Here is a 23,007-nt window from a genome sequence, read left to right as displayed (position 1 = left end):
GCCGTGGACGCTCCATCACCAGCACCGCGATCACGAGATGCTCAAGCCGGCGTCGCTGTGCAAGCCGATCGAGTATCCGAAGCCCGATGGCAAGCTTACGTTCGATCGCCTTTCTTCGGTGTTTATTTCCAATACGAATCACGAAGAGAATCAGCCCGCGCATTTGACGCTGAAGGATGCGACGGTGCCGGTTGGCATCAACCTGAAAACCTATGCGGGACCGGAAGCGCGCTTCTGCCCGGCAGGGGTTTACGAATTTGTCAAAGTCGATTCAGACGAGGATCGCTTGCAGATCAACGCGCAAAATTGCGTACACTGCAAGACCTGCGACATCAAGGATCCGACGCAGAACATTGTGTGGGTCACGCCCGAAGGCGGCGGCGGCCCGAACTATCCGAACATGTAACGCCCGCAGCGTAATCGCGGGCGAGTCAATGAACAAGGAGCGCAAATGAGCAAAGAAGTCGTGGTGGTAGGCGGTGTGCGAACCGCAATCGGCAAATTCGGCGGCAGCCTGAAGGACTTCGCGCCCACCGAGCTTGGCGCGATCGTGCTGCGCGAGCTGCTCGCGCGCAGCCAGGTCAAGCCCGAAGACGTAGGCCATGTGGTGTTCGGCAATGTGATCACCACCGAGCCGAAGGATCTCTATCTCTCGCGCGTCGCGGCAATTAATGCGGGCATTCCCGATTCGACGCCGGCTTTCAACGTCAACCGCCTCTGCGGTTCGGGCCTGCAGGCCGTCGTTTCGGCTGCGCAGACCATTATGCTGGGCGACGCCGATGTTGCGATCGGCGCGGGCGCGGAGAACATGAGCCGCGCGCCGTATACCGCACCCGACATGCGCTTTGGCGCTCGCATGGGTGACGCGCGTTTCGTCGACATGATGCTCGGCGCGCTCCACGACCCGTTCAATACGGTGCACATGGGCGTGACCGCCGAAAACGTTGCGCGCAAGTTCGACATTTCGCGCGAGCGCCAGGATGCGCTGGCGCTCGAATCGCATCACCGCGCAGCGCGCGCGATCGCCGAAGGCCGTTTCGCGAGCCAGATCGTGCCCGTTACGCAAAAGGTGCGGGGCCGTGAAGTCGTGTTCGATACCGACGAGCATCTGCGCACCGATGCAACGATCGAAGACTTCTCGAAGCTCAAGCCGGTCTTCGCGAAAGAGAACGGCACCGTGACGGCCGGCAACGCCTCGGGCATCAACGACGCGGCCGCAGCCGTGCTGCTGATGTCGCGCGAAGCTGCCGAGCAGCGCGGCGTCAAGCCGATGGCGCGACTCGTGGCCTACGGGCACGCGGGCGTCGATCCGCTGCACATGGGCATTGGCCCGGTGCCGGCTTCGCGCCTCGCGCTGCAGCGTGCGGGCCTGCGCGTCGAAGACCTCGACGTGATCGAGTCCAACGAAGCCTTCGCGGCCCAGGCGTGCGCAGTTACGCAGGAGCTCGGCCTCGATCCCGCCAAGGTCAACCCGAATGGCTCGGGCATCTCGCTCGGCCATCCGATTGGCGCAACGGGTGCACTCATCACCGTGAAGGCGCTGCATGAACTGCAGCGCATCGGCGGCCGCTATGCGCTGGTGACGATGTGCATCGGCGGCGGCCAGGGTATTGCGGCGATCTTCGAGAACCTCGCTTAAGGTTCGATACGGGTTCAATAAAAACCCGAAAGCGCATCGATAGTGCCGGCGCGTCTCGTGAATCGAACGGGGCGCGCCGTTGTAGTTGCGATTTGTAATTGATACACCGACTGTCAGGGACTGCCATGTACGACCAGGCTAGCGAAGCAATGTCATCGGCTTATGCCTACCCCCTCTTGATCAAGCACCTGCTGCGTACGCCGATGGCGCACGCGCCCAATCAGGAGATCGTCTACCGGGGCAAGGTCCGCATGACCTACACCCAGCTCCAGGAACGCATCGCGCGACTCGCGAATGGCCTGCAACGGCTTGGCGTGGAGCATGGCGCCACGGTCGGGGTGATGGACTGGGACAGCCATCGCTATCTCGAATGTTACTTCGCAGTGCCGATGATGGGCGCCGTGCTGCAGACGGTGAACATTCGTCTCTCGCAGGCCGAGATCGCCTATACGATCAATCATGCGGGCGCCCAGGTGCTGCTCGTGAACGCGGATTTCCTGCCGGTGCTGGCGGCAATTCGCGACAAGCTTGAACACGTGCGTGCGATCGTGCTGATCGACGACGAAGGCAATGCCGCAGCCTCGTCCGAGCTTGAATTCGCCGATGAATACGAGCATCTGCTCGCGACCAGCGACACGCACTTCGATTTCCCCGATTTCGACGAGAACACGCGCGCCACGACGTTCTACACCACGGGCACCACGGGTCTGCCCAAGGGCGTGTATTTTTCGCATCGGCAACTGGTGCTGCACACCATCACCGGGATGGCGGCGCTGTCGAGCCCCGCGTCGGGCCAGCGCTTCCATCGCGGCGACGTCTACATGCCGCTCACGCCGATGTTCCATGTGCACGCATGGGGCATCCCGTACATCGCGACTGTGATGGGCGTGAAGCAGGTGTATCCGGGCCGCTATGTGCCGGACCGGCTCGTCGAGCTGATGCGCGACGAAGGCGTGACCTTCTCGCATTGCGTGGGCACCATCCTGCACATGCTGCTGAGCTGCCCGCAGGCCAAGACTGCCGACTTCAGCAAGTGGACGGTCGTGATCGGTGGCGGGGCGCTGCCGCATGGTCTCGCGCGTACCGCACTGGAGCGCGGCATCGACGTCTTCACGGGTTACGGCATGTCCGAGACGTGTCCGTTGCTCACGCTGGCGCAGTTGAAGCCGAGCGCCGAGCCGCTCGACATCGACGAGGAAGTCAGCTTGCGCTGCCGCACGGGTCTGCCGGTGCCGCTGGTGGACCTGCGCATCGTCGACGATGAAATGCAGGATCTTCCGCACGACGGCGTCGCGAGCGGCGAGGTGGTCGTGCGCACGCCGTGGCTCACGCAAGGGTATCTGCACAATCCCGAGGCCACCGAGCAGTTGTGGGAGGGCGGCTATCTGCATACGCAGGATGTGGCGCGCATCGGTACGGATGGCTATCTGCAGATCACGGACCGCATCAAGGACGTGATCAAGTCGGGTGGCGAGTGGGTTTCGTCGCTGGAGATCGAGAGTCTGATCTCGCAGCATCCCGCCGTGGCCGAAGTGGCTGTCATTGGCATCAAGAACGAGAAGTGGGGCGAGCGCCCGGCGGCTGTGGTCGTGCTGCGTCCGGAGCATGGCGCGCCGGTGAGCGAAGACGAAATCAAACAGCATGTCCTGCGCTTTAGCGAAACCGGGCAGATCTCGAAGTATGCGGTGCCGGAAGTCGTCAAGTTCGTCGACGCGCTGGAGAAGACCAGCGTGGGCAAGATGAACAAGAAATGGCTGCGCGAGAACTTCGACTGAGTTGACGGCCTCGCCCGCGGTGACTCAAAAAATACTGATAAGCGCGTGCCTGCTCGGCAGTCCGGTTCGTTATAACGGCGCGGCCAAAACGCTTGTCCATCCGACGCTTGAAGCCTGGCGGCGCGAGGGGCGCATTGTGTCCGTCTGTCCCGAGTTGAGCGGGGGATTCGGCGTGCCCCGTCCGGCCGCCGAAATTGCGCGCGCGGAGTCGGGCGAAGCGGTTCTTGTGGGCACGGCGCGCGTGGTTGATGTCGCGGGCGCCGATGTCACCGCGCTTTTTCTCGCAGGGGCGCAGGCGGCGCTGGAACTCGCGCGCGAGCACGATTGCCGCTTCGCATTGCTGATCGACGGCAGTCCGTCGTGTGGCAGCCGCTTCATCTACGACGGGAGTTTCTCGGGCCAGCGCCGCGCCGGAGCAGGGGTGACGGCTGCGCTGTTGCGCCAGCACGGCATCGAAGTTTTCGCGGACTCGGAAATCGACGCACTCAGTGCGCGGTTGGCTCGCGAAGGCTGATTCCCAAACTCAGCCAGGCGTAATTGGCGCCGATCTCGGGGCGAATACAATCATCGCTCGCAATGAGATCCACTGGCGCTTAATGACACCGATTAAATTCATTCTCCGTTACACCGCCATTCCGTTCACAGCAATTGTGGCAGTCGTTATCTGGACTGCGGTGCCATCCTCGAAGGAAGTCGATGCAAGGCAGTACGCGGCCTTGTCGCGCGCCTATACGAGCTTTCCGGTTGCGTTCCGGCATGAAATCTCGGATGCGATGGATCACGGCCGCATCAGCGACTGGCAGTACCAGACGCTGGTTCGCGACTCCCTCGCCAACGGCGTGGCGCTGGATTGGCCGGCATCCGGCGTGAGCGACGTCGCGCTAGAACGGCAAAAACTCGCGGCGCTGATTCAGGCGGATCCCGATTCCGCAAAACCTTGAAGCCATCGGTCACGAAAAAGTAGGAATTCAACGTTTTACGTTGTATTATTAATCGAATCGACCTTACCCCTTCTCGCCATGTCCGACGACACTCTCGATGAAGTTCGTATTACCGCCGAAATCGAGCGGCTCAAGAGCGAATTTCCCAAGACCCGCGAGCTTTATCGCGAAGTGTGCGCGTTGCTGTTCTTTCGCTTCGGTGTTACGCCCACCGCCAACCGGCTTTATCAGCTCGTACGCCGTGGCAGCATGGGCACGCCCACGGCGGTGCTGTCCGAATTCTGGGCGGAGTTGCGCGAGAAAAGCCGTGTGCGCATCGAGCACGCGGACCTGCCCGAAGAGTTGCAGGGCGCGGCGGGCGAACTCGTGGCCGCGCTGTGGACGCGCGCCACGGCGGCCGCGCAGGACGCGCTAGAGGCGCTGCGCGTAGAGGTTGAGCAGGCGCGCCAGGCGGCCGAGGCGTCCGTTACCGCGATGCAGGGCGATCTCGCGCGTACCGAGACGGCGCTCGAGCAACGCACGAGCGCGTTGCTTGCAGCGCAGGTGCGTATTCAGGAGTTGGAACAGGCGCAGGCCGCCGCCGTCGCCACGCGCAACGCGCTGGAACGCGAGGTGGAGCGGTTGCAGCAGGATGGCCGTGAGCGCGATGCCGCGCTCGCGCAGGCGCGTGCCGATTTCGCCGTCGAACTCGACAAGCTTCGTGCTGGAGCAGAGTTGGCCGAAACCCGTTTGCAGGCTGCGGAAAAGCGCGCGCTGCTTGAAATCGAGCGCGAGCGCTCGGCCAATGTGCGCTTGCAGCGCGACGTCGAGGCGTCCAGCAAACGCGCCACGCGGGCCGAAGAAAGTGCGCGGGCGGAGATTCAATCGCTGCAGGGGCAGCTTGGCGACTTGCGGCACCAGGCTGGCATGCAGGAAGGGCGCTTGGAGACGCTGCGCGCGGCGCATGCGGCGCAGGCGCTGGAACTCGATGCGCTGCGCAAGAAGACGGGCGAGGGCAGTGGCGCAGGCAAGGCCGCCGGTGCCGCGCCGGCACAGCGCGTGCAGCGGCGCACGGGGCGTTCCGCAGATGCTCCGGCGAAGCCGCTGCGTCCCGCGCGTAAGACGATCACGAGAAAGTAACGCTTGCGGCACGAATCCGGCTGAAGGTGAGCTTGCACCGTGGCCCCAGGCGAATGCTCCGTGCTGGGTCTACCCATGGAGCCACCGTTTCGCTAACGTAATCGGCATCCGAACCCAATCGAGGAGATGCCGAGGATGTCCGATATCGATACCGCTTCTGTCAATGGCAAGGCGCCGTCGCCGCGTACGCGGGTGCGCCGCATCGCCGAGCGCGGGCATTACGATCGCGACAAGCTTTACGCCATTCTCGACGCGGCCTATCTATGCCACGTTGCGTTTGCCGACGAGCACGGCGTGCACTGCATTCCCACTGCGTGCTGGCGCGAGGGCGATCATCTCTACATCCATGGCTCCAACGGCAGCCGCATGCTGCGGCTCGCGGCCGAGGGCGCGCAGGTCTGCGTGACGATCACGCACCTCGATGGCCTTGTGCTCGCGCGCTCGGCGTTTCATCACTCGATGAACTACCGTTCGGCGATGATCTACGGCGCGTTCGAAGTGGTTGCGGCCGATCGCAAGGCCGCTGCGCTCGACGCCTTTCTCGACCACATTGCGCGGGGCCGCGCACATGAGGTGCGTGCCGGCGATCGCAACGAGCTGGCCGCGACGACGGTGCTGCGTTTGCCGCTCGACGAAGCGGCCGCGAAGATTCGCACCGGCGGGCCCAAGGACGATGAAGCGGATCTCGGGCGTGCTGTCTGGGCGGGCGTGTTGCCGCTAGCGCTTACGCCGCTCGCGCCTGAGCCCGACGGCACACCGCCGGGGGATGCCGCGCCTGACTATGTGACGGCGTGGGCTCGGCGTGCTGGGAGGTAAGCCGGGGCGGCGGGTCATGCCCGCCCCTCACCCGGATATGGCCGCGCTAAACACGCGTCAACGTCTTGGCCAGCACTGACGTCGCGGCCACGTCGCCCGAGTTCATCGCCACGCCTCCTGTCGACAGGGCTTTGTTGACATCGGTGGGATTGGCGGCCGCAAGTTGCCCGATCGTGGTGATACCGCCTTTGTTCAACGCTGCGGCGGCGCTCGATGACAAGCCGGGCAGGTTAGTGACCGGCGCGCTGGACGCCGCACCGGTCGCCCCCTGAACGCCAAGCGCCGCATTGACGACGTCGCTCCCGCCCGACGAGCGAATCGCACCGGCCTGGCGCTCGGCGAGGTCCGATGCGAGTGCGTCCGAATTCGCATACGAACCCGTATCCGGAAGAATGCTCACGGCGTCTGCGACGCTCATGCCGTTGTCGAGCGTCTGCGTCCCGTAGTTCTTGACCAGGTCGGCCTTGCTGACCGGCTTGCCGCCGAACTGCTGGAGGAATTGCGGATTTGACGTCATGAATTTCGCCAGACTTGCCGGGCCCGACACGCGCGGATCGCTGGCCGGGTTCGACGGCGTTGGTGTCACGTTCGGCAGCATGATGGTTCCCTGGCTGGTCTGCCAGACCGCGACATCCTTGTTGAAATACTTCGTTGAACCAACAAAATGAGCGTTCGTCGCGTCGAAGGGCGGAATGAAGGCTACCGGGGAGAAGCTCGGCGGCTCGTAGCTCGGGCGTCCCTGCGCGAGGTTGAACAAGTCCGCGTTGATCAGATTGATCTGGGTCCGAATTTCGTCGAGCAGGCTGCGAATCTCGGCGCGCATGTTCGCGAGGCACGCGAACACCTGGCCGAGGTCCGTGCGCACGGCGGCGAAGTCCTGCTCGATCTTGTGCAGGCGCGAGTTGAAGCCTTCTTCACCGGCCGATTGCTGGGCCTGCACCACGCTCTCGCCGTCCACCCAGTCCGTGTGGTGAAAGGTCGGCGTGAAGGTTTCGACGCAGTCCGTCTCGATAGCCGGGAAATCGGTCTGATAGTTGAAGACGCGCTGTTGCCGCGCGCCTTGCTGGATCAGCCAGTTGCCGAGGATGATCGACGCTTCCGAATCGCCAACGCCCGTGTCCCGAATGGACTTCATCACATCGGAGATCGCCATTCCATCGAGTTGCAGTGTATCGACAGCCATTTCGGTCTCCTATGCGCCTGTGTCGGCGGCGGGCAGTGGCGGAACGACAAGGCCGCGATGGCGGTCTTGCCGGAATGGGCGGAACGTGCGCGCGGCGCTGGGCGGGAGCGGATCGGCGTGGCCGTCTCCGTTCAGGTCGACGCCGCTCTGGCGCAGATCGAAGGTATTGACCAGCACGCCGATCGGCAGGATTTCCCCGAGCGTGTTCATCAGGTACTCGTACTGGGGGATCGTGAGCAGGGTGCCGTTCGGCACGCTGGCCCGGAATTCGTAGGGGTCGTTCAGGCCGGGCCGGCGCGCGTAGCCGAGCACCACAACCGCCGTGAGTCCGGCCGTCGCGGAAGTGAAGACGGTCCGGCTGCCGATCGGCTTGACCGTGCCGCCGCTGCCTGCGAGCGGGACGGTGTACCAGCGGAAGCCGACCGAGCGGCGATCGGAGAGATTCACGCCCGCGCCGGGCAGGCCGATCGCGCCGATCGTCAGGATCACGCGGTGGTCGGTGGTGGTGAGCGGCAGCGCCGAGGCGAGTCCGTTGGCCGCAAAAAGACCGACCAGCCGCTTCAGGTCGTCGGCTGCCGATGGTATGCCAGTCAGCACCGCTGTGGCCAGCGCGGCCGGCAGGGCGATGACGGCGACCAGTTCCGGCGGGAGCGCCTCGAGTTGCGCGACGATGGGCGCGGGCACGGTGAGATCGGCGAGGCCGGCGGCACGGAACACGTTGAGCGCCGGGTCTGCTGCCGCGTGGGGCGCGGCGGCGTTCCATGCGGTGGTGGCGTCGATAGCCGAGAGCGCGGTCCATGCGGTGCCGCCGGACGCCGTCCATTGTGCGAGCGTGGCGGCCAGGCCATCGTGGATCACGACGTTCGCCGTCGGGTCGCCCGGCGCCTGGTAAGCGGCCTGCAGCGTGGCCGATGCGTTCACAGCGCCGTTTGCCGGCCCGGCGATCACGAGCCCGAACGCGGGCAGGTGCGAAACGTAGAGGGTTGTGGCGTCCACCGAATAGGCGGTCTGCAGGCCGCACGCATTCAGGAACCACGCACCGGTTGGGTCGGTCGCGGACGACGCCGGCGTCATCGCGCTCACGAGCGCCGCAAGTTCGGCATCGGCGATGGCCGGCGGGTGGGCGACAGCTGCCGCGAGCGCGTCGAGGTCCGCAGCGGCGGGCGGCTGGAGGTCGGCGCCCAGCCCAAGCTGGTAGCGGCTGTTTGCGGTGCCATCCTGCGCGCGCGTGACGGTCCAGTGCGCAGCCTGGCCGAGTGCGCGCCGGCAGCGCCCGACGCGATCCAGCGCCGATGCGAGCAGCGGCGCCAGCGCAGCCTGGGTCGGAAAGTTGAAGCTCTGGCGCAGGCTCGCACGCAAGGTCTCGACGCTGGCGCGGCGTTCCGTCGACAGCGCCCGCGCCAAATGAACCCCGTTCGCCGTCGGTTCGTCCTGCGGCCAGATCAGATGGACCGCGCGAACGTAAGCGAGGAAGTTAGTGCGGACAGCGTCGCTGCCGGTGCTGATCAAATGAACCGCGACCGCGAACGGATTGACCTGTTCGTCGATCTGCAGGCGCGCCTGCACGCCAAGGCCGGCGAGGAGCCCGGCATTGGGCGCGTTGTTGGCGCCGGGGCCGTTCAGCGCTTCGTCGAGTCGCGCGCGGGTCGCGCGCAGGAACGGCCGGAACAGGGCGAGCCGGCGCCGGTAGTTGTCGTCGGGTTCCGGAACCGGTGCGCCGCCGGCGTCGGTCCACGGCTGGAGGACAATGTGGCCCGCATCGGCAGCGAGCCGGTCGGCGAGGCGCGGCACGGCCACTTCCGCGCCGACGCGGTCGAGCGCGTCGCCCGCCGCGCTGGCCAGTTGCCGCATCGCTGCCAATTCGCGCGCCTGACGCCGGATCGTGTGCTTCTCCGCTGAAAGCGCGTAGAGCAGCCGGCCGAAAATCCCTTCGATCAATTGAAGCTGGATCTGGTTTGCGATCTGGTTGACGGCGATGGCGCTGGTCGTGCCGTCCGCGGCGATGGCGGTCAGCGTCAGGACCAGCGTGAACGGCGCGGCCGTCCGGACGTCCGGATCGACCGTCGGCAGATGGAGCGGTACGAACGCGCCCGCTTCGGTCCACGGAGCGAACACGGCCGTGCCGAAGCTTGCCGGCGCGTTGCCCGGAAGCAGCACGGCGCTGACCTGCAGACCGGTCGCGCCGAGCGCGGCGGCTGGCGCCACGACGAGCAGCGGATCGCGGGTCACGTCGGCAATCGCCGCGTGGCCCGTGGCGTCGCACGCGATGTCCCGCACCTGCGCGCCGCCCGCGAATGGCGCGGTGAGATTCGCGAACATATTGCCTTGCGATGATGCCGCCCAGCGGTCGGGCTTCAGAATGTCAGGCATGGCGCCTCCTTGCGGCGCAGCGTTCGCGTGTGGCCCGTCACGGCGGTTGCGCGTCTCATATGATCGTCAGCACCGTTGCGGTGTCCACGAAGTCGGCCACCTGGTTGATCGCCAGATCGATGTTCAGGCCGCAGCCGGGTCCGGCGGGGCCGTTCGTCTGCGCCTGAGTGAAGTCGATGTTTTCCATCGCTGGCGGATAGCGGAGCAGCATGACGTTCTGGACATCGGTGATACCGGACTCGCTCATCATCGCCCAGATCACTTCCGAGACCCGCACCGGTTCGCCGAACGACAGGCTGTCGATGTAGCGGCGCAGCCGCTCGTTGAGCCGCGCTTTCAGCGCCTGGGCCGGTGCCGATGCATTGACGGACGCCTTCGAGCCGAACGGCATCGGAATGCCGCGCACGACCAGGTCCGCGTTCACGCAGATGCCGATCTGCTCGGCCTGCTGCACCTGCGGGAAAATGCCGAGCGGGCGCAGATCCTCGATGGCCGTGAGTACCGACGCTTCGAGACCGTCGGGTCCGTCCCAGATCGCCGAGTCCGTGGGCGACACGAGCACGGTGAAATAGTAAGGATTCCCTAGGTCTCGCTCGCTGCCGAATACGCGCTCGATGAAGTTGAAGTTGCCGAAGATCGACTGGTTGATGTCGAGCCCGCCCCACGCGTCGCGGATCAGCGCCTGGCGCACGCCTGGCACGAGCGACACCGCGATCTGGATCGCGTCGACGGTCCAGATCGAGTGCGGCGCGCGCAGCAGCATCGAGCGGTAGCGCGCGTCGGGCCATTGCAGCTCGCCGCCGGTCAGCTTTTCGTTGTGCGTGATGCTGATGAGTTCCTTGTTCGCGGCTTCTTCGGCGGCGCGCAGATCGGCGAGCTTCGTGTCGTACGGGTTCCAGCGGTCGATTTTTTGTGGATGGCTGTTGTCGGCTGCCGTGACGGCCGGATCGAGATTGTGCGAAGGCCCTGGGTAGAAGGCGACCACGGCGATATCGACCTGCGGGCTCGCGGCGGTGATCGTCGCCGATTCGTCGGTTGCGGCGTGATGCCCGCCCGGCGTCAGCAGCCGCGCGCCGCGCGGGATCGTGATCTGCGCGACGCCGGCCGGGAGCGTGCCCGTGAGCTTCAGCGTGATCTTGCCGGTCGCCTCCAGGTATGGCCTCGGCAGACCGAGTTCCGCGCCGAGGCTGCTCAATGCCTGGCCCTCGGCCGACACCACGAACATGTTGTCGTAGATCGCGCCCAGCGCCGTCCAGGTGCGGGCGTCTTCCAGCGCCGCAACCTCGAAGAGCTTGCGCACAACCGAGCCCGAGGTGAGGTCGAGGTCGGTGCCGAACAGCGCTCGGCCAAGCGCGAGCTTCTCGGCGAGCAGCCGCGCGAACGGCTTCGCGTAGAACCCTTGCGGCGTGACGCCGAACGGGGCCGCGCTGGTCGTCCGGATTACGGACGCGTCCACCGCAAGCACATCGGCGGTGTCGATACTGGTGGGGTTCTGGTCAGCCATTCGTGGTCACCTGGCCCGCGCCGAGCGCGATTTGATCGATATTGATGGCGTACGTGTCGCCCGAGAGCGTTTCGAACGCCACACGCACATCGAGGATGCGACTGCCGGCCGTGATGGGGTCGAGACGGCCATCCTCGAGCTTGACGTCGACGATGCGACGGATGCGCGGGTCGGCGCGCAGCACCTTGATGACCGCGATGCGAATGCGCTCGCGCATCAGGACCGGGTTGGTTTCCTCGGCGATCGCGTTGATGCCGTCGAAGCCGTAGCCGACGTTGAACAGGTCGCTGCCGAGCGCGGTGGTCAGCGCGATGGACAGCGACTGGCCCAGGTTGTCGATCAGCTCGACGCACGCGAGATCGAGCAGGCCGTTCGTCGTCACGAAGCGAATGTCGCGTCCGATATCGGCGTTCGCCTCGGCTGGGGCGCACGCGACGCCCCAGCCCAGCACCCTGCGCCGCAACGGGTCTTTCTGTTGGTCGGTCATCGGTCCTCCCTGAGGGGTGCCCTGACGTACGTCTTTGCGCTAACTGGCGGTGAGTTTTGTTTGGCCGGCGATGCCCGCGAGCAGTTGTTGCGGGGTGGTCTTGGCCACCATGCCGTCCGTGGTGCCCGCCAGCGTGTCGAGCATCACGGGTTGGCCGCCGGCCTGAAGCTTGGTCGCGGGGCCGCCCGTCACCGAGGCGACCGTCGCGCACGGCTTCGCGGTCGGGCCGGATGCATCGGAAGCGGGCGGTGTCGAGCAGCCCGCGATCGACTGGCCCGCAATACCGCTTTTCAGCAGTACGGCCGCGCCATTCACCTGCAGCTTTGTGGAGCTCGAGGTCGATACGTTTCCCGCGTGGCCGCACGTCACATTGCTCGCGGTTGTCAGCACTCCTGACATGGCGGTGCTCCTCAATGAACGTTCATGTTGGAATTCACCTGGACGTCGACGCTGTCCGCTTTCATCGTGATGGTTCCGGTTCCGGCATCGAGCGTGATGTTCTTCGCGGTGATGGTCACGCTGCCGTCCTGCTTCATCACGATCGACGATTGGCCGCCAGTGTGCTCGATCGTCACCGACCCCTGGTCCGATGGCCGGTCAGGACGCTCGCCCGCGTTCCCGAGATGGTCGCTGCCCACCCGCACCGTGAGCTCGCCGACCTCGATGATGCGGTTGCCGTCGGCGTCGATCAGGTCGTTTGTGACTTTGCCCGCATACTCGGCCGGCGTCGCTGTGTCGGCCGCCTGGCTGCGGTTTCCCTCGTCGACCCCGGCGGGCAGCGTCAGCCAGTAGTCGCCTGGCTGCGAGGCGGGTCCGTGCCCCGATGTCCACAATGCGCCGATGTCCACCGGATCCTCGGCCTGGCCGTTGCGATGCGCGAGCACCACGCGCATGCCGGGGTAGCGCGGCAGCACGAGCCCGCATTTGCCCCACGCGAACGGCGTCGCGTAGCTCACGCCTTCGAGCGGCGCGGGGGTGTCGCGCCGGATGTCGAGGCGCCGTGCCTGATTCGCGCGCCCGTCCGGATCGACGAGGCCGCGAAACACACGCTCGGTCTGGCCGGGCGGCTCGGTCGAGCCGTCGCCGGACGGATGAAAACCGCGCACCTCGCCGATGTCGACGCTGCGCGGCGTTTCTGCGCCCTCGCGCACCGTCTGGCGGATTGCGGCGGCCGCCGATGCGGCGCCATCCGAGCGGGCACCCGTGGTGCCGGTCGCACGGCCCGGCGCATGGGCACCCGCGCCGGTCGCGGTATCCCATGGCTGCGACAGGTCGACGATTTCGACGCCCGTTACGGTCGTCACGAATCCGGTTGCGCGGCCGAGCGCGTGCGTCACCGAGGTCACGTAAAGATTGATCGGATGGGTGATCGTGTCCTCGCCCATGCCGGGAAGAATCGAGCCAGCGAATGCGCCGCCGAGCAACGAATCCAGAAAACCCGGCTGGGTCGTCATTTCCTCGGGGGGGCTGTCGAATTTTGCCGTGTCGCCTGGCTTGATGTCGGGCCGGCCCTTGAGTGTGAGCTTGAATTGGCGGCGTTTTGGGGAAAGCGCGACCGCGGGGGCAGGGGAAGCCGCGGGGGCCGCGGGCGCGGAGGATGTTGTTGAATCCGGGGACGCGTCAGGATTGGCCTGCACCTGGTCGAGCGTCTCGGCGAGGAGCAGTCCGCTGCCGAGCGTCAACGTCTTCAAGCTGCCTTCGAGCGGAAATTGACGGATTCCGAAATATAGCGTGCCGTTGCGGATTACCATCAGGCCGCGGCCGTACTTGCCGCTTGCTTGCTCCATCCGTTTCGCGAGGTCCGTGAGCGCGGCAGCATAGGTGCCGCCCGTCTCGATCGTTACCTGTTCGTCGCCGGGACTCGTTCCCGGGTTGCTGCCTGAACTGCCGCTTGAATTGCCGCTTGAATTTCCGCTTGAATTTCCACTGCTCGTCGGCATCGAGCCATCGGCGCCAAAGCCCTGCAACTTGACGTCGACGCTGGTGGCTTGTGCGATCGCCTTGACTGCTTCGCTGAGCTTGCTGGCGCTCACCGGCTTCGCGATCCGCATCGTGAAGACGTTTTGATAGACCCGCTCCTTGCCCACGATCGTTGCTTCATAGCGGCGCACACCCGCCGCGCGCGACACCTTGACAATCCGCAGCTCCGAGACCAGCGACGACGCCATCGACGCGGGATCGAAGCGGCCGAGCGTGTCGGTCAGTCCGCCGAGATTGGCGAGATAGCCGAGCGGGCTCGCGTTCGCGTCGATCCAGTACAGGTAGAGCCGCACGACCGTCGGCTGCGTCGCCTTGCCGGTCTGGGCGATCTTCGTGTAATCGGCATCGGTCATGCCTTCGATTGTGATCGAACCGGCGCCGGGCTCCAGCCCGGCCGGCAGCGTTACGCTCAGCCGCGCCTCATAGTCGGCTGAACAAAACATGGTCGGCGCATTGGTGTCGGTCGAGATCTTGCCGTCCTTGTCCTCCGTGTGAAACGTGAGCGCCCAGCCGGACGCGTTGCCGATCATCACCTGGTTCGGAGACAGCGTCGGGAGGCTCATCGCAACACCCTCGGGATCGTGATGCGCAGCCGGTCATAAATTGCCTGCGCGAGGTTCAGGCTGACCACCGAGCGCATCGTGATGCTCGGCGGCAGACGCAGGCGCAGGAACGGATTGAGCGGCACCGGCCCGAAGGTCTGCACGCCCGTGTCGTTGCGGCGCCACGCGAGCGTGAGCGTCGAGCCGTAGTCGCCGGGGCCGATCATCGAGCCCGCGCGCAGATCCCATGACAGCACCGAGACTTCGAGACGCCCCGCTGCCGTGCCGCCGTCGGCGGGCACAGTGAACGTCGAGCCGGCGGTGAGCGGGATCGACGCGACGTTGGTGCCGTCGCGCTGGATCAGCAGCCGCGCCGTCGAGCGCTCGACGTTGCAGACCGGTGCGCTTACAACGGGATTCGCCGCCGGATCGCATGGGTCCGTCTGCACGGTGCTAACCGACACCACGGCGGACGGGTCTGCCTGTTGCCACTCGCCGCCGAGTCCCGTAGGCACCGCGAGCACGGCGGTGAAGTTGGCGTCGAGCGTGATGGGCTGCGGAATGCCGGTCATGATCTTCTGCGCGAGGGTCGCGAAGCCGTCGGGGGCGGCTGGCGGGTCGGCGGGCGTCAGGTAGCGGTCGACAGGGATGGGCGGCGCGGGCATGGTCAGTTCCCCCCCACGTCCATCAGCGCGCCCACGCCGACGCTCGCGAGATCGAGCAGCTTGCCGAGCGCGCCGGGCAGCGGCATGTAGGCGAGCTGGATCGATACGTCGAGCGCTTCGCGTTTCGTCGTGCTGGCCGTGAAGGTCAGCGACTGGATCTGCATGTCGGTGCGGATCGTCATCGCGGTGATCAGGATCAGGCCCGATACCTTGCCGCCCGTGAACGAGCCGAGCGCGGTGCCGCGCTTGCTCGACTCGGCCAGCGTTTCGAGCGCGAGCTTCCATGCGAAACGCTCCATGCCGACCAGCACGCCGGTCAGGTCGATGGTGTCGTCGTGCACGCCCACGATCGCCCGCGCGCCGGTGGAGCCGATTGGCGGCAGGTGGTAGGTCTCGGTGAGCTTCATCGTCGTGACGGCCCAGATCGGAATCGGCAGGATGCCGTCCGAGATGATCGCCGACGGGATGGTCGCGTAGTTCTGGTAGCTGGAGGCCATCTATTTCCTCCCGGTTGCTTCCTGCAGTAACGCGGCGATGGCTTCGTGCACGGCCGCGGGCGTGCCTTCTTCGGTTTCCACCGACCACGACACTTGCGCAGGCTCGAAACCGAGCGCGCTCGCGCAGTGCGAGAACGCGCCGATCACGCTGCGCCGATTGCGCTCCACGACGTCCGCCGGTTGTTGCCCGACTGGCCTGCCTTTGTCGTCGAAGCGCGGGAGCTGGCCGCTGAGCGGGTAGCCGAGCATCGGGAAGCGCATGCGGATCTCGCGCCAGTTCGCCTGCCAATGGAAACTGACATAGGCAAGCGTGAGCAGAATCGGCGGCTGGCCAGCGGCGTCCTCAGCCGTGACCCGGCCGTACCAGGCCGGCTCGGCAGACAGGTCCGGCTCGACGAAGCGAAGGCCGCCAATCAACTGCACCGCATAGCGATCTCCGGCGGGAAGCTGCTCGAAGACGTCGGGCTTCAATGCGGTGTGTCCATCAAGCTTCGTGACTGGCTGCTGAGCGACTGTCTCGCCGGGCCAGGGGGCCGCGTCGAGTTCCGGGGCGGCGGAGAGCGGCCAGTAGAACGGCTCCCCGGAGACCGTCGCGCGGCACTCCATCGGTAGAAAGACCTCCGGCGACCAGCGCGCCACCAGGCGGCGGAGGATCGTGGTCGGGTTGCCGGCCAGATCGCCCGTCAGTGGCAGGTCCAATTTCAGGTCTATCGCGCGCATCGTTTCGTCCCGCAGGGTCTCGTCGGTCAGGGCGTCCAGGTGTGAACCAGGGCGCCTCGCGAATTGTAGAAGCGAATCCGGCTGATATTCGTCCAGCCGGCGTTATCGCGGATCACGCGGTCCAGAAATGGCGCGAGCGATCCGTCCGCCTGCATCTGCGCGAGCAGAGCGTCATAAGAGAAGCCATCCACGGAGGGATCGATGCGCACATCGATCTCCCGGCGCAGCCAGCGAATCCCACCACGCCTGGCGTAGGTGCCGCCACTGGCGTAGGCGTCAACCTTGGTGCTGAGACTCACGCTGTTCAGGTTCCGCTGGAGCGAGCCGAGCGGATCGGCGCGGTCGACGGTGGGAATGCGCGTGGCCACCGACTCGCGCCCGATGGTTTGCCCTGTGTCGGTCGTGAGCAGGACGTCTGGACCTCTCTCGCCTTCACCCGCGACTTCAACTGTAGACACGTTGACATCGGTTGGCAGCGTGAGCATCGTTTGCGCCTGGGCCGGCGTGACGTTGTCGCCCAGCAGCCGTACGTACGCGCGCGCTTCCTCCGCTGCGGAAGGGAAGGTAGTGGCCCTCGGCCCGGTGCCAACCGTGCGGGTCGGAAAACCCGACTGGCCGATGTCGGCGGCGATCTGGTCGATTTCGGCAAGCGGCGTCGGCCCGCGATCGCTCACTGACTGGAGCGCCTGGATCAGGTCGGTCATCTCGAAGCGCTGCAAGTTGCCGCCGCTCAGCGCGCGCACGCGCGAGAGGAGCCGGCCGAGCGCGTCGATTGCCACGCCTTCGTTGCCGGGATAGCGGCCCACGAAAGTCCGGAACAGGGCGCGATTGGCGCCGTGGCGCAGCATCTCCATGACCTCGTCGTGGCGGGTGATGGCCTCGATGTGTCCCAGTTCTCGCCAGATCTGCAGGTCGGAGCGATACAACCCGCGCAGCGCCGAGTCGAAGCGCGCGCCCGTGAGCCGCTGAAATTCTTGCACCGTCATGCCCGAGCGCTCGGCGTACACGTTGTCCAGCGCGCGCTGAAGCTCTGCGTCGAGCGTCAGCTGCTGTTGCAGCACGAACAGCAGCGAGTCCGGCGGAACCCGGTTGCCGGCGCGCAGCAGCGTGGCGACTGCGAGATCCTGCTGGTCCTGCGAGAACGCGCGCAGCGCCCCGGCAAAGGCGTCGAGGCCGGCCACCGCCTCGGCAATCGTGGTGCCAAACGGGCCGTGCGCACCCGTGAGCGAGCGCAACGAGTCAAACCCGTTACGGCCGATGAAGTCGAGCGCATGCGGCGCGCTCGCGAGCGGCGCCAGGTAGCCGTCCTGCGCGAGCTGGTTGACGATTTCCTGCCGCTGCGAGCCAAGCCAGTGCAGGTAGCCGGGCGCGTCGGCGGCCGGGATCGCGCGCATCAGCGTGTCCGCTGCCGCCGACTCCAGCGCGCCGTACAGGCGGTCGAGTCCCTCGCCGACGCCGGCGTCCAGGCCGCCTTTTTCGAGCGCCTGCGCGACGCCTTCCGGCGTCACGAGTTGATCCGGACGACGAAGTATTTCCAGCGCCGATATCTGCTGTTCGTCGGTAAAGTGCGCGAGCCGGCCAAGGAAGGCGTCGCAATCGGCGGCCGAGAGCCGGAACGACGGCCCGGCAAGCACGTCCCAGATGCGGTTGATGTCGCCAGTCGTCAGGTGGTGCAGCAGATTGGACGACGACGCCAGGCCTTCGAGCTGCCCGCCGCCGATCAGCGCGCCCGCGCGTTCGTCAGTAAGCCGCCCGAGCGCGTTCAGCAGTTGCCTCGCGCGGTCTTTGTCGAGCGCCACCCGGTTCAGGAACGCTAGCAACTCTTCTTGCGACATGCGCGCCGCACCGGACTCGGTCGTCGACAACAACCGTTCGAGCCCGTCGGTTTCCACCGAACCCATGCCGATGTCCGCGAGTTCGAAGACGCGGCGGAACATCGAGAACTCGAAGCGCCGCCCGATGGCGCCGAGGCTCAGCCCTTCGCCGAGCGTCGCCATGCGCTCGCGCAGGCCGGTGATGATGGTCTGGACGCTCGACTCTTCGAGAAAGGTCGCGAGACGCTCGCGGATCGCGGACAGCGCCTGCGAGATCTCGGCCGCATAGCGGGCCGGCGACACGCCCGATCTGCGGATCACCCCGATGGCTTCGTCGGCGGTGTTCAGCACGGTTTGTCCGCCGACCCGAAACGCGCCCTGCAGCGCCGGGCCAATCACGAATTCGCCGAACAGTCCGAACACGGCGCCCATCGTCATGCCCCGCACGTATTGGCCGAGGCTCGGCCCCGGCCCGTCGTGCAGCAGGGTGTCGGCGAGCCCATGCGAGAACACCACCGCGCCGCCGCCGAGCGACCCGCCGACGACGCCCACGAACAACCGCTCCGCGACCCAGCCACCGACGATGTCCGACATCGTCGCGCGTCCGATGCGCAGCGCGATCGCGCGCCCGCCGATGCCCGCGAAGCGGAAAGTCAGCGCGAACAGATAGCCGTCGATTGCCGCCATCACGAAGCCTTCGAGGCTGTAGTGCTTCGCGGTGGCGAGATAGAGGATCTCCGAGACGAATACCGAGGTCAGCACGGCCCCGGTGCCGCCGGCTGCTTCGACCAGTGCGGTGACGATGCCGGCTTCCCACGCGACGGCGATCACCGCAATGCCGCCGATCACGAGCCCGACCGTCTCCAGCCGATCGCCCATGCGGCCCAGATCCCAGCCGAACAGCAGCCACTCGAATTCGAGTTCCGTGCTGGTGCGGCTTGTGCCGGGAAGGTCGGTCCAGCTCGATTCGCCTTCGATTTTCTGGACCATGTTGAACGTCACGTTGTAGCGTTCGATGCCGCGGTCGACGACAAACTCGATTGCCGTCACGCGCAACGACGTGATCTGGGTCACGGTTTCGAAGTCGTCGTTCGAGAGGTGGATCGCGGCTACCGCGCGGTTGATCGCTTCGTTCGCGAACTCCTGGTTGTTGAAGTCCTTGGCAACCCGGCCGGCCATGATGTCCGCGAGCAACTGATTGGCCGCGGTCTCCAGCGCGGTGTCGAACTCGGCCCGCCGTTCTTCGCGCAGATGCTTCACACGCGCGTGCGATGCATAGTCGGCGTACGCGTCGGCAACGACGCCGTTGCGCGCCACGCGCCGGTCAGCGTCGTGGTGCAGCCATATCGCGCCGCTGTCCGGGAAGTAGCGGTTTTTGAGCGCTGCGCGCGTCGCGTTGTTGTAGTCGCTCCGCATCTGGCTGATGCGCGGATGCGCGTTGTAGTGCGCGGACACCGTGGCCGCCTGGATGAAGTGCAGGGCTGCATCGCCTCGCGTGCTCGCCATCTTGTCCAACAGCGCGTCGAACCACCGGCCGCCGTCACGCCGCTCCAGCGCTTCCATCCAGAGGTCGAATATCGTGAGCCCACCGGCCCCGCCGGCGCGGGCCCCGAGGTCGCTGGTGCAGAGCGCGTCGAGTCGGCTCCACCAGGGGATTTCGGCCAGCGAATCGCCCTGCGGATAACTGCCGAGCAGCGTGACGATGGCATCCGCGATCTGCTCGGCCCGCGCACGATGGCTGACCGTGAACTGCTGGTTCTCACTCAGCGCGAAACTCGCGGACAGCACCGCGCCGCGCCAGCCGACCTGCCAGCGGCCCCAGCGGCCGTCCGCATCGAGTGCCAGCGTGGCCGGGGTCGTCAATGGCGCGACGGCTGTGCGCACGGTTTCCGGCAGCGTGTCCAGAGTGCTCTGGTTGAGCAGGAAGAGGTCGCGCTTGGGGTAGGCGATCGGGCCGGCGGGCGGCAGCGGGTCGCGTGTCTCGACGAGTTGCTGCAGCGTCGTCGGGAGCACCGGCGCTGTGACCTCGACAGGCGACACGTGCAGCGTCGTCGTCTCGTCGCCCATTCCGGCGATGAAATCGGTCCACGACACGCCCAGCGCATCGCGAAACCCGTCCTGGTAGACGAGGAACTCCAGGTCGCGGTTGCGGACCTCGACGTCGGCCGGCGTGCCGAGCCGCGCATAGGTCTCCAGCGAGATGGTCGGCAGGACCATCATCGTGAAGATCGCCTGCGCGCCGGGCATCAGGTAGAGCTCGCCGCCGTAGACTCTAAGGTAGCGGCTGTTGCTTCGCAGGTCGGGGGTGGCGCCCGCAACGAGGTTGTCGCGATCGACTTCGATCACGCGCTGGCGGTCAGGCTCCGACAAGTTGATCACCCAGAACCCGTCTTCGCGTCCGGGGTGCGCACGGCTCAGCTCCGACGCGCGTGCGGACAGTTCCGCCGAAAGATCGTCGCGCCGGTACGGACGGTCGACCCGCACGACCCACAGCGAGACCCATTTCAACTGCTCCTCGTAGTCTGCGTAGAGGGTGGCGTAGTCGGTGAGGCGGCTGTGAATGGAGGAGTCGAGGTACGCGAGGTACTCGCCGACCTTGGCGTGAAAGTTAATGCTCGTCAGCGTTTGCCAGCCGCGCCATGGTCGCCGTCGCAGGCTCGCGCTCGTTGCCGTCGTGCCCGTGGCCGGGCTTGTCGCCTGGGTGCGCGCCGAACGCTGGATCACGCGCGCGAGGCGCGCCTCGGTGTCCTGGCGCGTGTCGGCCGTGACGCTGCGCAGGTTCGCGCCGCGCCACAGGAACGTCGGGTCGTGCACGACGATGGCCGTTGGGTCGCCGGAGCGCGCCGTCACCGCCGACGAGCGCCGCATTGCGCGCGCCATCGCCGCCGCGAGCGCAGCGTCGAGGTCGGCCGGACGATGCTCGATCGCGTCGAGGTCCACCGACAAACGCACCGGGATGTTGACGTTGATCCGCATACGCGCAGAGAAACGGTATCAGCCGGTCAGCTCGCGGGCGAGCCGTTCCAGCGTGGCGTGAATCAGGCGGTCCTCGTCGATGGCCGCCACCGTGTTGCGGACCTCGATCTCCACGGGGAAGTGGTAATGCACCTCCGGCGGGCCGCTGCCGCTCGTTTCGTCCGCTTCGGAGCCGAGCGACCAGCCGACTGAATGGCCGTCGTGTACGAGGGCTCCCGAGTTCGGATCCTGAGTGTCTTGTCCATTAGGCATCGTCGGTTACTCCAGGCGGGGTTAGGGCAGCGTGGCGGTGGTGTTGTTCTTGTCGGTTTCGGCCGCGCTGAGACAGAAGCCGGAGAACGTCGCCGTAGGCGCGCCCGAAATGGTCGCGGTGGACGGTACCGCTGACGTGATGACGCAGTTGCTCATCACCACCGACGCGTACGACCAGTCGTTGCCGTTCGCCGATTCCTGCAGCGTGACGTCGAACGGCGTGCGGTTGATCGCTAGCGCCGTGAGCTCGGCGGCGATGGTGCCGATGGCCTTCACGGTCATCGTGAACGTCATCGCTTGCGGCGAGTAGATCACGCCGATGTGCGTGTGCTCGATCGAGTGCAATGGCTCCGCGGCGAGCGCGAAAGTGGGGGTGAACGAATCGATCGGGGTGATCGTTTTCGTCTGGTTGTTTGCCGTATAGGACACGGCCAGCCGGGTGTTCCAGTCGGGCATGTTGGGCTCCTCTTCGGATGCGAAGCGCGCGGGTAAGCGCGGGTAGCGAAGCGGTCGGTCAGAAACTCGGCGCCAGCGTGACGCGAAGCTGGTGCACTGCCGGGCCATAGGTAATCGACACGAACACGTCGACAGTCCGGTTCGCGCGCGCGGTCACGACCCGTGAACTGTCCGTCGCGCTCCAGGCCGACTCGGGCGTCATCAGAATGTTCAGCACCGGGATGGTGGTCGAGTAGTCGTCGATCACGGCGGCGTTGAGCAGCGGCCCGAGGATCGCGTCGATGCGGACCTTGACCTGAGTGAGGCCCGCCTTGGTGATGCGCGAATCGCCGATCAGGCCGATCAAGCCCGCCTTGAGCCGGAAATCGATGTCGTCGAGCACGCGCACGATGTCGATGTAGAGCAGGCTCGCGTCGGTCGTGTAGCAGCGGCCTTCGCCGAAGTAAAATCCGCCGCCGACGATCAGCGAGGGCTGGATGATCGGCACGATGCCGGCCTCCGAGAGCCCCGTGATCTCGCTTGGCCCGTACTGGCTGGCGGTCGGCACGCTGACGCCGCGCACCTGCTTGAGCACCATCGAGACCTGCGGCGCGTAGCCTGCGATTGCGCCAGTGGCGGCCGAGGCGACGTCGACCGTCGCGCCGCGCGCGGCCACCAGCACCATGCGGCTGAAGTCGCTCTTCAGCGGCGTGGCCGTGGCGTCGATGTCGTGAACGTAAGTGGGGGACTTCGCGGTCGCCGGGTTGACCATCGCCACGCCGAGCCGCTTCTGGCCTTGCGACGACAGGGTCTCGACGTGCGCCTTGAGCGCGAGCAGATTGGTTGGCGGATTGCCGCCGGCGGCGGGCACGCCAACGTCAGTTTCATTCGCGAGGCAGACGAAGTCGACGTCGTCCGCGGCTTCGAGCGACGCCAGCGCACCGGCATAGTCGTTGCCGTTCACCTTGACGCCGTAAACCTTGGACGGCGTCGGGCTTTGCAGCATCGCGAGCTTGAGCGAGGTCGACAGCGTCGTGTCGGCCACGCTGCCGTCTGCATTGATCTTGGCGAAGTGCTGCGACACGTCGGACGCCGTGTCGACGACGGTCGGCATGTCGAATGCCGCATCGCCGCCGTCTGCGCCGGCGGGGGTCTTGCCAACGATGGCGATCACGCCGGGCGAGCGCTGCGCGATGGGCATCAGCGCCGACGTATCGATGTTGACCAGGATGAAGGGGAACGCCGCAGGGACGGTTGCTGACATAAGTTGCTCCTTTGATGTCAGTTCTGAA

Annotated in this window: 20 protein-coding genes; 7 read left to right on the top strand and 13 right to left on the bottom strand. The window is 66.2% G+C overall.

Annotation, left to right across the window (positions count from 1 at the left end; all coding sequences use genetic code 11):
• From HV773_RS31375 to HV773_RS31345, 7 genes are all read left to right on the top strand, one after another.
• A partial coding sequence (locus tag HV773_RS31375; protein WP_175197874.1) for a 4Fe-4S dicluster domain-containing protein occupies positions 1 to 406 on the top strand: 406 nt, incomplete at its 5' end.
• Between the two features lie 45 nt (positions 407 to 451).
• A complete protein-coding gene (bktB, locus tag HV773_RS31370) occupies positions 452 to 1,639 on the top strand; it encodes a beta-ketothiolase BktB (protein WP_175197873.1) in 1,188 nt (395 codons plus the stop codon).
• A gap of 149 nt (positions 1,640 to 1,788) precedes the next feature.
• The gene (locus HV773_RS31365) at positions 1,789 to 3,414 is read left to right on the top strand and encodes a fatty acid--CoA ligase (protein ID WP_377730536.1); all 1,626 of its coding nucleotides are present in this window, start codon (positions 1,789 to 1,791) and stop codon (positions 3,412 to 3,414) included.
• 1 nt (position 3,415) lies between these two features.
• Positions 3,416 to 3,928, top strand: coding sequence for a 2-thiouracil desulfurase family protein (locus tag HV773_RS31360; RefSeq protein ID WP_217481962.1), 513 nt, complete (start codon positions 3,416 to 3,418; stop codon positions 3,926 to 3,928).
• An 82-nt stretch (positions 3,929 to 4,010) separates the two neighbouring features.
• Complete coding sequence (locus HV773_RS31355) at positions 4,011 to 4,355, top strand: hypothetical protein (protein WP_175197877.1); 345 nt, start codon at positions 4,011 to 4,013, stop codon at positions 4,353 to 4,355.
• Between the two features lie 78 nt (positions 4,356 to 4,433).
• Positions 4,434 to 5,474, top strand: coding sequence for a DNA-binding protein (locus tag HV773_RS31350; protein WP_175197870.1), 1,041 nt, complete (start codon positions 4,434 to 4,436; stop codon positions 5,472 to 5,474).
• 135 nt (positions 5,475 to 5,609) lie between these two features.
• Positions 5,610 to 6,290 (top strand): pyridoxamine 5'-phosphate oxidase family protein, encoded by a 681-nt coding sequence (locus HV773_RS31345; protein WP_175197869.1) that lies wholly within the window; start codon positions 5,610 to 5,612, stop codon positions 6,288 to 6,290.
• Between the two features lie 46 nt (positions 6,291 to 6,336).
• Here HV773_RS31345 and HV773_RS31340 read toward each other — a convergent pair whose 3' ends face one another.
• From HV773_RS31340 to HV773_RS31280, 13 genes are read right to left on the bottom strand one after another with little or no spacing between them, the layout of a single operon-like run.
• Entirely contained in the window at positions 6,337 to 7,473 is a 1,137-nt protein-coding gene (locus HV773_RS31340; protein ID WP_175197868.1) for a hypothetical protein, read from the bottom strand.
• A gap of 9 nt (positions 7,474 to 7,482) precedes the next feature.
• Positions 7,483 to 9,843 carry a hypothetical protein gene (locus tag HV773_RS31335; RefSeq protein ID WP_175197867.1) on the bottom strand — a complete coding sequence of 787 codons (2,361 nt, stop codon included), beginning with the start codon at positions 9,841 to 9,843 and terminating at the stop codon, positions 7,483 to 7,485.
• 55 nt (positions 9,844 to 9,898) lie between these two features.
• Positions 9,899 to 11,347 carry a baseplate J/gp47 family protein gene (locus HV773_RS31330; protein WP_175197866.1) on the bottom strand — a complete coding sequence of 483 codons (1,449 nt, stop codon included), beginning with the start codon at positions 11,345 to 11,347 and terminating at the stop codon, positions 9,899 to 9,901.
• Positions 11,340 to 11,834: a GPW/gp25 family protein gene (locus HV773_RS31325; protein WP_175197865.1), complete on the bottom strand. Its 495-nt coding sequence runs from the start codon at positions 11,832 to 11,834 to the stop codon at positions 11,340 to 11,342. The genes HV773_RS31330 and HV773_RS31325 overlap by 8 nt, the downstream gene beginning before the upstream one ends.
• Before the next feature lie 39 nt (positions 11,835 to 11,873).
• The gene (locus tag HV773_RS31320; RefSeq protein ID WP_175197864.1) at positions 11,874 to 12,233 is read right to left on the bottom strand and encodes a superantigen-like protein SSL4; all 360 of its coding nucleotides are present in this window, start codon (positions 12,231 to 12,233) and stop codon (positions 11,874 to 11,876) included.
• An 11-nt stretch (positions 12,234 to 12,244) separates the two neighbouring features.
• The gene (locus tag HV773_RS31315; protein ID WP_175197863.1) at positions 12,245 to 14,377 is read right to left on the bottom strand and encodes a hypothetical protein; all 2,133 of its coding nucleotides are present in this window, start codon (positions 14,375 to 14,377) and stop codon (positions 12,245 to 12,247) included.
• Positions 14,374 to 15,021 carry a hypothetical protein gene (locus HV773_RS31310; protein WP_175197862.1) on the bottom strand — a complete coding sequence of 216 codons (648 nt, stop codon included), beginning with the start codon at positions 15,019 to 15,021 and terminating at the stop codon, positions 14,374 to 14,376. Before HV773_RS31310 ends, HV773_RS31315 begins: the two co-directional genes overlap by 4 nt.
• Positions 15,022 to 15,023: 2 nt before the next feature.
• Entirely contained in the window at positions 15,024 to 15,518 is a 495-nt protein-coding gene (locus tag HV773_RS31305) for a hypothetical protein (protein WP_175197861.1), read from the bottom strand.
• On the bottom strand, positions 15,519 to 16,238 hold the full coding sequence (locus HV773_RS31300; protein ID WP_175197860.1) for a hypothetical protein: 720 nt from the start codon (positions 16,236 to 16,238) through the stop codon (positions 15,519 to 15,521).
• A gap of 26 nt (positions 16,239 to 16,264) precedes the next feature.
• Positions 16,265 to 21,028 carry a hypothetical protein gene (locus HV773_RS31295; RefSeq protein WP_175197859.1) on the bottom strand — a complete coding sequence of 1,588 codons (4,764 nt, stop codon included), beginning with the start codon at positions 21,026 to 21,028 and terminating at the stop codon, positions 16,265 to 16,267.
• A gap of 18 nt (positions 21,029 to 21,046) precedes the next feature.
• Positions 21,047 to 21,280 carry a hypothetical protein gene (locus HV773_RS31290; protein WP_175197858.1) on the bottom strand — a complete coding sequence of 78 codons (234 nt, stop codon included), beginning with the start codon at positions 21,278 to 21,280 and terminating at the stop codon, positions 21,047 to 21,049.
• Between the two features lie 21 nt (positions 21,281 to 21,301).
• Positions 21,302 to 21,736: a hypothetical protein gene (locus HV773_RS31285; RefSeq protein ID WP_175197857.1), complete on the bottom strand. Its 435-nt coding sequence runs from the start codon at positions 21,734 to 21,736 to the stop codon at positions 21,302 to 21,304.
• 58 nt (positions 21,737 to 21,794) lie between these two features.
• Positions 21,795 to 22,979, bottom strand: a complete 1,185-nt coding sequence (locus HV773_RS31280; protein WP_175197856.1) for a hypothetical protein — start codon at positions 22,977 to 22,979, stop codon at positions 21,795 to 21,797.
• Between the last annotated feature and the right edge of the window lie 28 nt (positions 22,980 to 23,007).

Source organism: Paraburkholderia caffeinitolerans (assembly GCF_902859945.1).
GTDB lineage: Bacteria > Pseudomonadota > Gammaproteobacteria > Burkholderiales > Burkholderiaceae > Paraburkholderia > Paraburkholderia caffeinitolerans.
This window is presented reverse-complemented; position numbering and strand designations above follow the sequence as displayed.

What these genes read in the sequence shown, in the direction of transcription:
- HV773_RS31365 (WP_377730536.1), top strand. Translation starts at nt 1,789, where the DNA reads ATGTCATCGGCTTATGCCTACCCCCTCTTGATCAAGCACCTGCTGCGT.
- HV773_RS31350 (WP_175197870.1), top strand. Translation starts at nt 4,434, where the DNA reads ATGTCCGACGACACTCTCGATGAAGTTCGTATTACCGCCGAAATCGAG.
- HV773_RS31345 (WP_175197869.1), top strand. Translation starts at nt 5,610, where the DNA reads ATGTCCGATATCGATACCGCTTCTGTCAATGGCAAGGCGCCGTCGCCG.
- HV773_RS31300 (WP_175197860.1), bottom strand. Translation starts at nt 16,238, where the DNA reads ATGCGCGCGATAGACCTGAAATTGGACCTGCCACTGACGGGCGATCTG.
- bktB (WP_175197873.1), top strand. Translation starts at nt 452, where the DNA reads ATGAGCAAAGAAGTCGTGGTGGTAGGCGGTGTGCGAACCGCAATCGGC.
- HV773_RS31340 (WP_175197868.1), bottom strand. Translation starts at nt 7,473, where the DNA reads ATGGCTGTCGATACACTGCAACTCGATGGAATGGCGATCTCCGATGTG.
- HV773_RS31315 (WP_175197863.1), bottom strand. Translation starts at nt 14,377, where the DNA reads ATGAGCCTCCCGACGCTGTCTCCGAACCAGGTGATGATCGGCAACGCG.
- HV773_RS31335 (WP_175197867.1), bottom strand. Translation starts at nt 9,843, where the DNA reads ATGCCTGACATTCTGAAGCCCGACCGCTGGGCGGCATCATCGCAAGGC.
- HV773_RS31320 (WP_175197864.1), bottom strand. Translation starts at nt 12,233, where the DNA reads ATGTCAGGAGTGCTGACAACCGCGAGCAATGTGACGTGCGGCCACGCG.
- HV773_RS31355 (WP_175197877.1), top strand. Translation starts at nt 4,011, where the DNA reads ATGACACCGATTAAATTCATTCTCCGTTACACCGCCATTCCGTTCACA.
- HV773_RS31295 (WP_175197859.1), bottom strand. Translation starts at nt 21,028, where the DNA reads ATGCGGATCAACGTCAACATCCCGGTGCGTTTGTCGGTGGACCTCGAC.
- HV773_RS31285 (WP_175197857.1), bottom strand. Translation starts at nt 21,736, where the DNA reads ATGCCCGACTGGAACACCCGGCTGGCCGTGTCCTATACGGCAAACAAC.
- HV773_RS31310 (WP_175197862.1), bottom strand. Translation starts at nt 15,021, where the DNA reads ATGCCCGCGCCGCCCATCCCTGTCGACCGCTACCTGACGCCCGCCGAC.
- HV773_RS31305 (WP_175197861.1), bottom strand. Translation starts at nt 15,518, where the DNA reads ATGGCCTCCAGCTACCAGAACTACGCGACCATCCCGTCGGCGATCATC.
- HV773_RS31280 (WP_175197856.1), bottom strand. Translation starts at nt 22,979, where the DNA reads ATGTCAGCAACCGTCCCTGCGGCGTTCCCCTTCATCCTGGTCAACATC.
- HV773_RS31325 (WP_175197865.1), bottom strand. Translation starts at nt 11,834, where the DNA reads ATGACCGACCAACAGAAAGACCCGTTGCGGCGCAGGGTGCTGGGCTGG.
- HV773_RS31290 (WP_175197858.1), bottom strand. Translation starts at nt 21,280, where the DNA reads ATGCCTAATGGACAAGACACTCAGGATCCGAACTCGGGAGCCCTCGTA.
- HV773_RS31330 (WP_175197866.1), bottom strand. Translation starts at nt 11,347, where the DNA reads ATGGCTGACCAGAACCCCACCAGTATCGACACCGCCGATGTGCTTGCG.